The organism is Microbacterium sp. AG1240, from assembly GCF_003635115.1.
GTDB lineage: Bacteria > Actinomycetota > Actinomycetes > Actinomycetales > Microbacteriaceae > Microbacterium.
On sequence record NZ_RBXJ01000001.1, the window covers coordinates 346,379 to 359,227 of the forward strand.

The 12,849-nt window shown below is 70.5% G+C and carries 15 protein-coding genes; 9 read left to right on the forward strand and 6 right to left on the reverse strand.

The annotated features are described in order from the left end of the window. The first annotated feature begins 4 nt into the window (after nucleotides 1-4). Nucleotides 5-877, forward strand: coding sequence for an ABC transporter permease (locus tag DEU34_RS01595; RefSeq protein ID WP_121148242.1), 873 nt, complete (start codon nucleotides 5-7; stop codon nucleotides 875-877). After that, on the forward strand, nucleotides 874-1,932 hold the full coding sequence (locus DEU34_RS01600) for an ABC transporter ATP-binding protein (RefSeq protein WP_121148244.1): 1,059 nt from the start codon (nucleotides 874-876) through the stop codon (nucleotides 1,930-1,932). The genes DEU34_RS01595 and DEU34_RS01600 overlap by 4 nt, the downstream gene beginning before the upstream one ends. A gap of 9 nt (nucleotides 1,933-1,941) precedes the next feature. On the opposite strand, the gene DEU34_RS01605 is transcribed toward DEU34_RS01600, so the two are convergent. Further along, on the reverse strand, nucleotides 1,942-2,949 hold the full coding sequence (locus DEU34_RS01605) for a phosphotriesterase (RefSeq protein ID WP_183042308.1): 1,008 nt from the start codon (nucleotides 2,947-2,949) through the stop codon (nucleotides 1,942-1,944). A 79-nt stretch (nucleotides 2,950-3,028) separates the two neighbouring features. Here DEU34_RS01605 and DEU34_RS01610 point away from each other — a divergent pair, with 79 nt between their 5' ends. Together DEU34_RS01610 and DEU34_RS01615 are read left to right on the forward strand one after the other, a co-directional pair. After that, entirely contained in the window at nucleotides 3,029-3,796 is a 768-nt protein-coding gene (locus DEU34_RS01610; RefSeq protein ID WP_121148249.1) for an amidohydrolase family protein, read from the forward strand. Then, the gene (locus DEU34_RS01615; protein ID WP_220659914.1) at nucleotides 3,793-4,224 is read left to right on the forward strand and encodes a hypothetical protein; all 432 of its coding nucleotides are present in this window, start codon (nucleotides 3,793-3,795) and stop codon (nucleotides 4,222-4,224) included. Before DEU34_RS01610 ends, DEU34_RS01615 begins: the two co-directional genes overlap by 4 nt. Nucleotides 4,225-4,239: 15 nt before the next feature. Here the strand turns inward: DEU34_RS01615 and DEU34_RS01620 are convergent, their stop codons facing one another. Then, nucleotides 4,240-4,602, reverse strand: coding sequence for a VOC family protein (locus DEU34_RS01620; RefSeq protein WP_121148251.1), 363 nt, complete (start codon nucleotides 4,600-4,602; stop codon nucleotides 4,240-4,242). A gap of 59 nt (nucleotides 4,603-4,661) precedes the next feature. Here DEU34_RS01620 and DEU34_RS01625 point away from each other — a divergent pair, with 59 nt between their 5' ends. Further along, nucleotides 4,662-5,102 (forward strand): MarR family winged helix-turn-helix transcriptional regulator, encoded by a 441-nt coding sequence (locus DEU34_RS01625; RefSeq protein ID WP_121148253.1) that lies wholly within the window; start codon nucleotides 4,662-4,664, stop codon nucleotides 5,100-5,102. Between the two features lie 111 nt (nucleotides 5,103-5,213). Here the strand turns inward: DEU34_RS01625 and DEU34_RS01630 are convergent, their stop codons facing one another. Together DEU34_RS01630 and DEU34_RS01635 are read right to left on the reverse strand one after the other, a co-directional pair. Further along, nucleotides 5,214-6,470 carry an MFS transporter gene (locus tag DEU34_RS01630; RefSeq protein ID WP_121148256.1) on the reverse strand — a complete coding sequence of 419 codons (1,257 nt, stop codon included), beginning with the start codon at nucleotides 6,468-6,470 and terminating at the stop codon, nucleotides 5,214-5,216. Continuing rightward, nucleotides 6,467-6,964, reverse strand: coding sequence for a RidA family protein (locus tag DEU34_RS01635; RefSeq protein ID WP_121148258.1), 498 nt, complete (start codon nucleotides 6,962-6,964; stop codon nucleotides 6,467-6,469). The genes DEU34_RS01630 and DEU34_RS01635 overlap by 4 nt, the downstream gene beginning before the upstream one ends. A 71-nt stretch (nucleotides 6,965-7,035) precedes the next feature. Between DEU34_RS01635 and DEU34_RS01640 the strand changes: the two genes are divergently transcribed. Together DEU34_RS01640 and DEU34_RS01645 are read left to right on the forward strand one after the other, a co-directional pair. Beyond that, the gene (locus DEU34_RS01640; RefSeq protein WP_121148260.1) at nucleotides 7,036-7,545 is read left to right on the forward strand and encodes a RidA family protein; all 510 of its coding nucleotides are present in this window, start codon (nucleotides 7,036-7,038) and stop codon (nucleotides 7,543-7,545) included. Then, entirely contained in the window at nucleotides 7,542-8,453 is a 912-nt protein-coding gene (locus DEU34_RS01645; protein WP_121148262.1) for an amidohydrolase family protein, read from the forward strand. Before DEU34_RS01640 ends, DEU34_RS01645 begins: the two co-directional genes overlap by 4 nt. A 105-nt stretch (nucleotides 8,454-8,558) precedes the next feature. Here DEU34_RS01645 and DEU34_RS01650 read toward each other — a convergent pair whose 3' ends face one another. Beyond that, nucleotides 8,559-9,638: an LLM class flavin-dependent oxidoreductase gene (locus DEU34_RS01650; RefSeq protein ID WP_121148265.1), complete on the reverse strand. Its 1,080-nt coding sequence runs from the start codon at nucleotides 9,636-9,638 to the stop codon at nucleotides 8,559-8,561. Nucleotides 9,639-9,644: 6 nt separating this feature from the next. Continuing rightward, nucleotides 9,645-10,004 (reverse strand): cupin domain-containing protein, encoded by a 360-nt coding sequence (locus DEU34_RS01655; RefSeq protein WP_121148267.1) that lies wholly within the window; start codon nucleotides 10,002-10,004, stop codon nucleotides 9,645-9,647. Nucleotides 10,005-10,052: 48 nt separating this feature from the next. Between DEU34_RS01655 and DEU34_RS01660 the strand changes: the two genes are divergently transcribed. Both DEU34_RS01660 and DEU34_RS01665 read left to right on the forward strand, forming a co-directional pair. Beyond that, nucleotides 10,053-11,081, forward strand: a complete 1,029-nt coding sequence (locus DEU34_RS01660) for a phosphotriesterase (RefSeq protein ID WP_121148269.1) — start codon at nucleotides 10,053-10,055, stop codon at nucleotides 11,079-11,081. Between the two features lie 170 nt (nucleotides 11,082-11,251). After that, nucleotides 11,252-12,823 (forward strand): ABC transporter substrate-binding protein, encoded by a 1,572-nt coding sequence (locus tag DEU34_RS01665; protein WP_183042309.1) that lies wholly within the window; start codon nucleotides 11,252-11,254, stop codon nucleotides 12,821-12,823. Nucleotides 12,824-12,849: the final 26 nt, after the last annotated feature.

A 12,849-nucleotide genomic window follows, 5' to 3' on the forward strand; every position in this document is an offset into this window, starting at 1 on the left:
TCGCATGAGCACGACCGTCGGACGCAGCCTCGGCGCCTTCCGCCTACCCATCATCGTCATCGCGCTGCTGGCGAGCCTGCTGCTGATCGTCCCCTTCCTGGTCCTCGTCTCGACGTCGTGGACCGCGGGGAGCTTCATCCTCTTCCCGCCCGAGGGGTTCTCCCTGCAGTGGTACGCCGAGGTGCTCGGCGACCGTCGCTGGATGGGATCGTTCTGGCTGTCGATCTGGGAGAGCCTCATCGCCACCGTGATCGCCACGGTGCTCGGCGTCGCCGGGGCGATCGGGCTCACCCGCGTTCGGTCGCGCCAGGCGCAGCGGTGGGTGCGGACGCTGTTCATCGTGCCGATCGCCCTGCCCCCCATCGCCTACGCGGTCGGGCTCTACGGGGTCAACATGGACTTCGGCTTCCTGCGCGGAACCCTCGTCACCCTCGTCGTCGGGCACGCGCTCATCGCGATGCCGTACGTGTTCGTCATCGTGTCGGGCGGTATCGCCCGGATCGACCCCGCCCTCCGGCCGGCCGCCTGGACGCTCGGCGCCCGATGGCCGCTCATCCTGTGGAAGATCGAGCTGCCCGCCCTCCTGCCGTACGTGCTCTCGGGCGCGCTCTTCGCGTTCATCGTCGTGTTCGACGAGGTCGTGCTCGCCGTCTTCCTGCTGCCGCCGGGTGTCCAGACGCTCCCGCTGAAGATGCTGAGCGCCGCCTCCGAGGCGTTCTCGCCGGAGCTCACCGCAGCATCCACTCTCGTCTCGGTGCTCGCGATCGTGCTCCTCGCGTTCGTCCCCCTCATCACGTCGCGTCTCTCGCGGCGCAACCGCCCCAGCCGGCGCCGGACCCCCGCGGTCCCCGCCGTCGCGGAAGGAGTCCCCGAATGACCGTCGCCCTCTCGATCTCCGACGTGCACGTCACCCTCGGCGCCAACCACGTGCTCAAGGGCGTCTCGCTCGACGTCGCCCCCGGCGAATTCGTCACGCTCCTCGGGGCCAGCGGCAGCGGCAAGTCGACCCTTCTCAACGTCATCGCCGGCCTGCAGTCGGTCGACAGCGGCCACGTCGCCTTCGACGGCACCAACGTCGAGAAGCGCTCGCCGCAGAAGCGCAACGTCGGCGTGGTGTTCCAGTCGTACGCCCTCTTCCCGCACCTCACCATCGGCGAGAACGTGGCGTTCCCGCTCCTGGCCGCCCGGCGACCGGCGAAGGAGCGTCGCGCGGTCGCCGACGAGATGCTGGCCCTCGTGCAGCTGCCGGGCATGGCCGACCGCGAGCCGTCCTCGCTCTCGGGCGGTCAGCGGCAGCGCGTCGCACTCGCCCGCGCCCTCGCGGCCAACCCGGGCATCCTCTTGCTCGACGAGCCCATGGCCGCCCTCGACAAGCAGCTGCGCGAGCACATGCAGGTCGAGATCACGCGCATCCAGCGGAAGGTCGGCATCACCACGGTCTCGGTCACCCACGACCAGACCGAGGCGCTCACGATGTCGGACCGCGTGGCGATCATGCACGAGGGGCGGCTCGTGCAGGTCTCGAGTCCCGAGGAGCTCTACCGTCGACCGGTCAACGCCTACGTGGCCAGCTTCCTCGGGGAGGCCAACCTGCTGCCGACCGTCGACGACGCGCTCGTCGACGATGCCACGGGCCTCCTGGTCGACGGCACGGCGGTGCTGCGCCCGGAGGATATGAGCATCGTCGCCCCCCACGAGTCGACGCCCGCCTGGTCGATCGAGGGGGTCGTGCGGCTGGTGAGCTTCCAGGGCTCGCGGTACCGCCTCGAGATCGCCACCGACTACGGTCGCAAGGTCGTCGCCTCCCTCTCGCCGTCGTCGGACGTCTCGGCGCTCGGGGTGGGGGAGCGCGTGCGCCTGGCGTGCCGCAACTCCGACCGCGTGCACGTGATCGAGGCGGTCGCGACGGCCGCCATCCCCGTCCCGGCCTGAGGCGCCGGGTCAGGCGCGGTCGAGCAGTCGGGCCGGCGCGTGCACGAGCATGTCGTCGAGGCGCGCGTCCGAGACGCCCGCACGACGCAGCGCGGGAGCGATGCGCCGCACGACGTGCGCGTAGCCCATTCCCCCGTGGCGCGAGAGCTGCCCCTTCGTCCACACCGAGCACGACAGGGTGACGTGCGCGTCGGGGTGTTCGTCGAGCAGTCGCGCCAGGAACGCGAGCCGCTCGGTGTCGGTGGCGTCCCTCGCGCCGTCGGCGAAGTGGTGTTCGCTGCCGAAGGCGAACTCCACCACCGCCCCCGAGTCGGCGACGTCGCCGACGTACGCCGCGTCGAGCACCTTGTCCATGTTGCAGAACAGGATGCGGCGGGCGGAGAGCCCCTGTCCGGTGAGGATGTCGATGACGTCGGGCGCCCGTCGCGCGGCGCCGTCGAGACGGATGCTGACCGCAGCATCCGCCGCGGAGGCCGCGCGCGCAGCAGCTCGGAGTCCGCGCCGTTCGGCCGCGGTGATCTCGGCGCTCGTTCCCAGCAGGCCCAGGAGACCCGCGCGGAAGCCGGTTCCGGGGATCGCCTCGGTGAGGGCGGTCGTGTAGGCCGCCTCGACCTCCGCCTCGCTCTGGTCGCGCCACCACTCGGGGAGCGTCTTGTCGATGTAGCCGCCGTAGGCCGCCACGATGCGGATGCCGCTGTGGCGCGAGATGCCGGGGAGCTCCGCGTGCCGCGGCCCCATCCCCCACGACGTCGCCTCCACGATCGTGTCGAGACCGGCGTGGCGGGCAGCCGTCAGCTCCTCGGCAGCGGCAGTCGGGTCGTCGAGGGTGAGGTTGTCGGCCAGCGACATGTAGCTCCAGCGGAGGTCGCCGAGGATCTCGGGCCGGATCGGTCCGTCGAGGCTCCCGCCTTCCCGGGTGGGACGCAGGAGATGCCGCGAATCGGTGAGCACGTGCTCGTTCGTCGAGACCCGCCCGAGCGACTCCACGGGCACGCGCCCCAGGACGGTTTCGATCATGCGGCAGCTCCCGATCCATGAATGTATCCGATATAGCTTAGAATGGATCCTAACTGACGCATCTCGAAGGAGCCCCCGGATGATCATCGATGCCTACAACACGACGCAAGACGTGCGCGGTCGCTCCGACTACCTGACGGGTGCGCGGCCCGGGGAGGAGCCCCCGGCCTACACGCCGTTCGATCCGAACCGCATCCTCACCCGCATGGATGCCGCCGGGGTCGACATGGCCATGGTGTGCTCGCTCGCCCAGCGCATCGAGAACGACTTCATCATCGGGCTGCAGGACAGCCACCCCGACCGTCTCATCGGATTCGGTCAGGTGCGCCCGCAGGACGACGACGCGCTCGACGAGATCCGCCGGATGGCCGAAGCCGGCATCCGGGGTCTGAAGCTGCACCCGAGCATGCACGGCTACCACGTCGCCGATCACGGACTGCTCGACCCGGTCTTCCGCGAGTGCGCGCGTCACGGCATGGCCGTGATCATCAACGCGCTCGACGACGCGTTCTGCGCGCCGTTCTCGATCGAGGAGATCGTGAAGGACCACCCCGACGTGCCGACGATCATCGCCCACATGGGCGCCGTCTGGAACGTGCCCGAGGCGATCATCGTCGCCGAGCGCCGCGAGAACGTCTACCTCGAGACGTCCGCGACCCTCATGGCCGACGTCAAGCGCGCCTACGCCCGGGTGGGTGCGGAGAAGATCCTCATGGGTTCGGAGTGGCCGGGGTCGGACTTCGACCTCGAGCGCATGAAGATCGCGAAGGCGATCCCGGATGCTGCCGACCGCGCGCTCGTCGAGGGCGGCAACTACGCGCGGCTGCTGCGCCTGGACGTCGCGTGAGCGATCGGCCGCTGCTCGCGCGCCCCGCGGGCATGGGCGACGGCGACGCCGAGCTGCTGGCGGCCGCCGCCGAGCTCCTGGGCACGGTCTACCGTGAGGGGCGGCACGAGGTGGCGGCCGCGCTACGCATGGATGACGGGTCGATCGTGACGGGCGTGCACGTCGACGGCTCGGCGCGCCGCAGCGCCGTCTGCGCCGAGGGGGTGGCGGCCGGCAACGCGATCGCCCACGGCTCGTCGGTCACGGCCGCGGTGAGCGTGCTGCGGCGCCCGTCGGGCGCGGAGCACGTGATCGAGCCGTGCGGGGTCTGCGCCGAGATGCTCTCGGACTACTGGCCCGACGCACGGGTCTGGGTCACCGAGGGCGCCGAGATCGTGCCGACGACCTTCGCCGCGCTCCTGCCCGCCAAGCGCCGCCGCCTCTGGTAGCCGCCGCGACCGCCCTCAGGCGCGGTCGTGGAGGGTGATGAGGTACCCGTCGGGGTCGACGAAGGTGAATGTCCAGCCGAACGGGCCGTCGACGGGCTCGACGGCGATCGCGACGCCGTCGGCCACCAGGGCGTCGTGGACCGACTTCGCGTCGGCGGCGTGCATCCACACGCCGACGCCGCGTCCGAGCGGACCCGCATCGAGGTCGACGCCGGGGAGCGGCGGGCGTACGGCGAACGCGGCGGGGGCCGTGTCGAACACGACCGCGGTGGGCGGGCCCGCCTGCCGGGCGAAGCCGAGGTAGCGCTCGTAGAACGCGGCCGAGCGGGGCACGTCGCGCACCTGCAGGGAGATGAAGCCGGGGCCGGAAACGGTCATGATGATGTCCTCTCTATGTCAGTAATCTGACAAAGAGCAGCGTATGTCAGAATACTGACATGGGTCAAGCGGAATTGACGATCGACCTCGCCACGTCGCCGGGGTATCTCCTGAAGGTGGCGGCGACCGCCCTGCGGTCGGCGATGGAAGACGTGCTGCGACCGCTGGGCATGACGGTCACGCACTACTCCTGCCTCGAGGTGCTCGCCCAACGACCGGGGTCGTCGAACTCCGACCTCGCGCGGGCGACGTTCGTCACGCGGCAGTCGATGAACGTGCTGCTCCAGACGCTCGAGCGCGACGGGCTCGTCACGCGCGCCGAGCAGCCCGAGGCCGGCCGGGTGCTGCCCACGCAGCTCACCGACGCGGGTCGAGCGCAGCTCGCTCTCGCGAGCGCCGCGGTGAAGCAGGTCGAGAACCGCATGGTCGGCGGCCTCCCCGTCGCCGATCGCGCCGCCCTCACGCGCCTCCTCCAGCACTGCATCACCTCGCTCAGCTGAGCCGGTATCGCGAGCGCACGGCATGCGCCCGAGCGCACGCCTTCGGGGGCGCTCTCGCCCCGTGCCCTCGGGCCCAGAGCGTGCGCTCGCGGTCCGTCTCGGGCGGCGGGGTCAGGCGGCGGGGTCGCGGGGCTCCGCGAGGCGGTCGCGCGACCGGGGCGACTCGTCGCGGGTGAATGCGGTCAGCACGGCGAGGGCGACGAACTGCAGGCCCGCGACGATGAGGAAGGCGAGCGTCGACGACGCGATCGAGATGACGAACCCGCCCAGCAGCGCGCCGCCGCCGTAGCCGATGCTGGTGAAGCTCGAGAAGAGACCGAGGCCGAGCGCGCGGTTCCGCGAGGTGAGCCCTCTCGTGGCGAGCATCGTGAGCGAGGGGTAGAGGGGCGCGAAGCCGACGCCGATGAACGCGGCGCCGAGGCTCGCCAGCCAGAAGTCCTGCGCGAAAGCGATGACCGTCAAGCCGACGGCGAGGCTGGACAGGGCGATCGCGGTGGCGCGGAGGGGCCCGATGCGGTCGGGAAGCGAGGCGAGGGCCAGTCGCGCACCGATGACGCTCACCGCGAAGACGGTGTACACCGACGCGCCGCCCATGAAGCCGCCCGCGGGAACGCCCGCTCCCGCCAGGTGCACGATGAGGAACGCGATCATGATGCCCTCACCGCACCAGGCCGCGGCTGCGGCGACGCCGGGGGCCCATACCGCGCGGAAGGCGTGCCAGACCCCGGCGACCGCGCCGCGCGGCAGCGCGATCGGCCCGGTCGCTGTGCCGACGGCGGCGGCTCGCGGCCGGGGGAGGGCGATGATCGTCGCCACGGTGGCGAGCTCGAGCGCCGCGCAGACGAGGAAGACGACCGGCGCTCCGCCGATCTGCTCCACGGCAGTGCCGAGCTGCGGACCCAGGGCGACCCCCAACCAGACGCTGAGCCCGAAGTAGCTCAGCGCCCGGCCGCGCTGGTCGGCGGGGGTGAGGGCGATGAGCCACGCCATGATGACGGTCATGGCAGCGGCGTTGCCGAGTCCGAACAGCACGCGACTCACGCCGGCGCCCGCGAGCGACGGAAGGGCGGCGAGCAGCAGCATCCCGACCACCGCGATGCCTCCCCCGACCACCGTGATCAGCCGGTAGCCGCGCCGATCGGCCAGGGCGCCCGCGATGGGCATCGCGACGACGGAGGCGAGTGCGGCCAGGGCGACGATCGCGCCGGCGAGCGAACTGTCACCGCCGAGCGTGTCTTCCACGTAGACCGGGATGATCGGCGTGCTCGCCGAGTTGGTGATGCCGCCCAGGGTCGAGGCGACGAAGATGAGCCAGAACGGCAGGGTGCGGACCATGTCACGCGGTGCGGCTTCCGCCGCTTCGGTCACGGCGTGGTCTCCGGGTGGCACTCCAGGCTCAGCCACAGTTCGAAGCAGTTGTTGCGCGACAGCGTGGTGGCACCGATCGATGCGCGTCCGATGCTCCCGGCCTCCTCCCCGAACACCTCGAGGAACAGGTCGGTCGCTCCGTTGGAGACCAGGTGCAGGTCTTCGAAGCCGGGAGGGCACACGACGAAGCAGAGTCCGCGGGAGAGGCTCTTGACGTTGTCGAGCGATCCGAGCGCGTAGCGGATGATGCCGAGGGTGTGCACCGCGGTCAGGCGCGCGGCGGCGTAGCCCTCTTCGATCGTCACATCGACGCCCACGACTCCGGGGTTCAGGCGGTCGCCGACGCGGTTCTCGGGCGTGAGTCCGCTCAGCTCGAGCAGGTCGCCGATTCGGTGGAACGGCTTCATGCGGCCGTAGCGGCGTCCGTAGGGGGGATCGGAGTAATCGGGGATCTCGAGGCCCAGTTCCCGAACCCTCTGCTCTGGCGTCGCCATCCTGAACCTTCTCTCGATCTGTATCCGAAACTGCGTAGAATGGATCCATTCTAGAGGCCAGAGGAGAAGCCATGGTGTGGAGCGCGGAACGGCGGGTCGAAGAGCTGGGGTTGGTCATCCCCGACTACGCGAACCCTCCCTACGGGGAGCGGTACGCCACGATGAAGGCGTTCCACCGCCTCGGCAGGTGCCTGACGATCAGCGGCATCACGCCCGAGGATCGACAGGGCAACAAGGTGCACCCCGGCCGGGTGGGTGAGACCGTGACCCTGGAAGAGGGGTATGCGGCGGCCCGATACGCCGCGATCAACGTGCTGGGTCTCATCCGTTTCGCCGTCGGCTCGCTCGACGAGGTGACGGGGTTCATCCGTACCCTCACCTTCGTCGTCGTCACCCCGGAGTTCACCGACGTGAACCTCGTCACCAACGGCGCCGCCGACCTGTTCGTCGAGGTCTTCGGCGACAGGATCGGCCGATCCACGTCGGCCGGCATCGGTGTCTCGAGCCTCTCCGGCGGCAACGTGTTCGAGATGATCGCCGAGGTCGAGACCCGTACCCCCGCGAAGGAGATCGACGAATGAGGATCGACACCCACCTGCACATCTACGCCGACCCGGCGCGCGGGCTGTACGAGATCGAGAACTTCCCGATCGTCGAGTACGGCGAGAAGGCCGACATCCCGCTCGCCGGCGTCGGCGGATCGGTCGACGATGCCCTCGCCGCCCTCGACGCGGCGGGGTTCGACTACGCCACCGTTCTCGGCAGCTACGAGGTGCCGGGATACCCGGATCTACCCGCCGGTCTCACGCATTGGCCCGCGGAGCCCCACTACGGCCAGTATCGCGACGACCTCGTCGCCTACAACCGGTGGGTGTGCGAGATGGCGGCCCCGCACGACAAGCTCATCCCCTTCGTCAGCGCGAACCCGGCCGTGATGACCTCCGACGAGTCGCGGGAGCACCTCGCCGAGGCCTTCGGTGACTGGGGCGCGCGGGGCCTCAAGCTCCACCCGATCGGCATCAGGGCCTACCCCGACGATCCGGGCTTCGACGGCGTCTACGACGCCTGCATCGACGCCGACGTGCCGATCGTGTTCCACAGCGGACCCGACACGCGCGGCCGCGGATTCTCCGAACCGGGCGTCTTCGCCGCGCTCGCCGCATCCCGGCCCGAGCTGAAGCTCGTGCTCGCGCATCTGGGCGGCGGCTCGTGGCGCGACACGGCGGCGGTCGCCGCGGCGCACCCGCAGGTGATGTTCGACCTGTCGGAGATCGTCATCTGGATCGGTGCGACCGCGGGGCCGTCGGCCCACGACGTCGCCGGACTCGTGCGTTCGATCGGGGTCGACCGCGTCGTGATGGGTTCGGACTTCCCCTGGTACACCCCGGGCGTCACCGCCGAGATCGTCGAGAGCCTGCCCGGCTTCTCGCGCGCCGAGCGCGACGCGATCCTCGGCGAGAACGCCGCGCGCCTCCTCAAGCTCGCCTGACCCGGCGACCACAGACCGCGAGACCGCTTCCCGCCGACGAGACCCCGGTCGAAAACCCGGGTCTCGTCGCGAGGAAGCGGTCTCGCGGTCTTGCGCGTCGCGGGGTCAGAGCGCGGTGCGCAGGCCCCGGGAGTGGAGGAGGGGCAGGATGCTGTCCGCGAAGCGCGCCATGCCGTCCTCCCACAGCGGCCAGCCGAGCAGGCAGCCGTCGATGCCGACGTCCGAGAGCCACTCGAGCCCGTCGGCGACCTGCGCGGCGGTGCCGATCAGCGGCACGCCGCCGTCGCCGGCGACCCAGCTGAAGCGGCGCGCGGCGGTGGAGTTGTCGCCCGCGACCTCCGCCTCGACGCCCATGATCGTCAGGGCGTTGATGGCGGCGTCGTGCATACCGTTCTCCTGCGCGTAGTAGTGCAGGAAGTCGCGGGCGGCCTCTTCCGTCTCGCCGTCGACCACGTAGCCGAAGGTCCACACCTCGATGTCGCGCCCGTACTTCTCACGCGCCTGGCGCTTGACGTCGGCCACGTGCGCGGTCGCCTTCTCGCGATCGTCGCTCAGCTTCACGAACAGCTTGTCGGCGTGCTGCAGGGCGAACTCCAACCCGCGGCCCGACATCGCGGCGTTCATGATCTGAGGACGCGCACCGAGGGGCTTGGGCGCCGAGTACGCGCCCGAGAGGTGGAAGAACTCACCGTCGTGGTCGAACTCCGCGCTCTCGCTCCAGAGGCGCTCGACGACGCCGATCCACTCGTCGGCGAGGTCGTACCGGCGGTCGTGCGCCAGGAGGTCGGCACCGAACATCTCCATCTCGGGCCGGTACCACCCGGCGAGGACGTTGATGCCCGCCCGACCGCCGGTCACGTGGTCGATCGTGGCCATCTGCTTCGCCGCCATCACCGGGTGAACGACGGGCATCGACACGGTGGCGAAGATGCGCGCGCTCTCGGTGACCGCGCCGACGGCCGCCGCCCAGGTGAGGGTGTCGTAGGCGTCGGAGTGGGGGTTGTGCTCGCCGCCGTACCCCTTCCATCGGGAGATGGGCACGATGGCCTCGAAGTCCATCGCCTCGGCACGGCGGGCGAGGTCCTTCACCCGCGACCAGTCGGTCGTGAGGGCGCCGGGGATCGTGGTGAACGTGATGCCGGGGGCGAGGTTCGTGCCGAACGTGCCCAGTTTCAGACGGTTCATCGCGGCCTACTTGTATACGACGTAGAACTTGCGCACGGGTTCGATGACCGACCACTCGCCGGTCCAGCCGATCGGGAAGAACGCCGCGCTCCCTGCGGTCAGCTCGACGGGTTCTCCGCCGTCCTCGTGCACGATCATGCGGCCGCTGAGGATGTGGACGATCTCGCCGCGCGTGAGGAACTCCCACCGCGACCGCCCGGGGTCGCTCTCCCAGAGCCCCGACACGATGGTGCGATCCGCGGTGGCGAACTCGACCTTTCCGCGGACGGTGATCTCGCCCGAGAGCGGCTGAGCGCTGGGCGGTGCGAGGGGCTTCGCCTCGAGGGCTTCGGCATCGGCCTCGGCGGGTCGAATCACGTGAGTCATGATTGGATCCTAAGTAACAGCGAATGGATCCGCAATCGGGAGGCTGTCGTGATCGAGACGGTGACGGGCCGAATGGATGCTGCGCTCCTCGGCGCGACCTGCATGCACGACCACGTGCTCAGCGACGCGTCGCGGTTGCGCCGGGACGGGGCCGCGCCCGCACCGGCGGGGGAGGCCGTATCGATCGACACCCTCGGATACCTCCGGTGGAACGCGCTCGCCCTCGCCGACAACCTCGTGCTCGACGATCCCGCCCTCGCCGCCGGCGAGTTGGGTCGGGCGGTCGGCGCCGGTCAGCGCGCGGTCGTCGAGTGCTCGTCGTGGGGACTCGGTCCGCGCCACGCGGGCCTTCCGGCCGTCTCGGCCGCCTCGGGGATGACGATCGTCAGCTCGTACGGGGCGTACGTGCCGCGCATCGTGCCGGGGTGGATCGCGGAGATGTCCGAGCGCGAGCTCGAGCGGCACTTCGTCGAGGCGCTCACCGTCGGCATTCCCGGGGCGGGGTTCCGCGCGGGGATGCTCGGCATCATGGGCACCACCGGCGAGCTCGAGCATCGCGAGCGCGAGCAGCTGCGGGCCGCCGCGCGCGCGGCCGTGCGAACCGGGGCGAGCGTGTCGGTGCGGCTGGATCCGGACGCGTTCCGGGGTCCGGAGGTGCTGCGTCTGATGGGCGCGGAGGGCCTCGCCGCCGACCGGGTCGTCTTCGCCAATGTCGACGAATACCTGGATGCGGCGTATTGGGCCGCGCTGTCCGATGCCGGCGCCGTGCTGGAGATGTGCTTCGGCACCGAGGCCGTGCATGTCGGCCGGGTCGACAACCCCTCGGACCGCGAGCGCCTGGCGTTCTTCCCCGAGTTCGTCGCCGCGCACCCCGAGGCGCGTGTCGTGCTCGGCGAGTCGGTGTGGACGAAGGCGCAGCTGCGGGCCTACGGCGGATTCGGATACGCCTATCTCGTCGAGCGCATCGTGCCCGACCTGCGCCGGAGAGGCGTTCCCGACGGTCGACTGCACGCGATGCTCGTCTCCGAGCCGCGGCGCCTGCTCGATCGCCCGGATGCATCCCAGACGCACGCGTAATCCTGACGAAACAATATTGGATGCCAAGCTGTATATATTGGATCCACGACGGCAAGGTCTCGTCGGCGCGAATGCTCCGTCCGCACCCATGACCCGCGCACCCCGGACGGCTCCTCTGTCTCCGCGCGCCGCCGATCCGCTCCACCCGAACCCCTATGGAGGACAGCACCATGGACACGAAGAGGATGCTCACGGGAGCCGCGGCGATCGTCGCCGCCGGCCTGGTGGTCACCGGCTGCGCATCGACGGCCGCGCCGGCCGATGATGCGGCGGCGGCGACCGACACGATCAACGCCGAGCTCTGGTACGCCCCCTCGACGTTCGACCCCGCGAAGGCGTCGGCGAGCTCCGACGTCGAGATCGCCCGCCTCGGATTCGACACGCTGCTGCGCCAGGGCGACGCCGAGCCCATCGTCGGAGGCCTCGCCACCGACTGGGAGACCGTCTCCGCATCGGAGTACGTCTTCACCATCCGCGACGATGCGACGTGCGCCGACGGCACCGCGATCACACCCGGCGTGGTCGCCGCATCCTTCGAGTACCTCACGGGTCTGGAAGACAGCGGTGCCGTGACCTGGAAGAACCAGGCCTTCGGCTCGGGGACCCCCACCTTCACCGCCGATGACGCGGCGAGGACCGTCACGATCGACCTGTCCGAGCCCTACTCGCAGCTGCTCAGCGGCGTGACCCGCCCCGGTACGGGCATCATCTGCCCCGCCGGACTGGACGACCCCGAGGGTCTGGCCGCCGGCACGGTCGCCGGTGCCTGGTCGGGGCCGTACACCCTCGCCGAGAACGTCTCGGGAGTGAGCGTCGCCTACGCCCTGCGCGACGACTACGACGCGTGGCCCGAGTGGGCGAGCGTGGACGGCGAGCCCGCTGCGACGATCAACCTCACCGTGCAGCCCGACTCCAACACGAGCGCGAACCTGCTCGAATCGGGTGGTGTCGATGTGGCACGGTTCTACGACTCCAACGCGCTGCGATTCGACACCGACGGGTTCAGCACGGTCACGTTCGCCAGCTCGGCGTACAACCTGGTGTTCAACCAGGCCCCCGGCACCGGATCGGTGTTCGAGGGCGACGAGGCGCTCCGCGCCGCCGTGGGCCAGGCCATCGACCCGCAGGGCTTCAACGACGCCGGTCTCGACGGGCTCGGCGTCGCGCAGTACACCGTGAACTCCGCGGGCTACGCCTGCGCGCTCGACGACCCGTCGCTCGTGCAGTCCTACGACCCGGCCGCGGCATCCGCCGAGCTCACCGGCAAGACCATACGACTGCTCATCATGACGAACTGGGATCCGGCGGCCGACTACCTCGCCGAATCGCTCCGCGCCGCCGGCGCCACCGTCGAGGTCTCGGCCCTCGACCCGGCCGAGTGGACCAAGCAGATGCGCACCGCGCCCGAGACGTGGGACGTCGCCGTGGCAGCCGAGAACGCCGAGTCGGGACTCATCCACCTCTCCATCGCCCGCTACCTCGGCCCGACCTACCCCCAGGGCGGCACCAACGTCGCCGCGACCGACAACCCCGAGGCCGTGGCGCTGTTCGAGGCCGGACTGAGCGCGGCAGACACCGCGACGCAGTGCGAGAACTTCGAGGCCGCGCAGAAGAGCATCCTCGAGCGCGTCGACATGGTGCCTCTCATCACCGACACCCACCGGTACGTCGCCCGTGCGGGCTTCGCCACCCACGTGCTGTCGGGGTATTGGGACCCGACCGCGATGCGCATCGTCGGCTGAGACGCCGTGAGCCACCGCCCGGACCG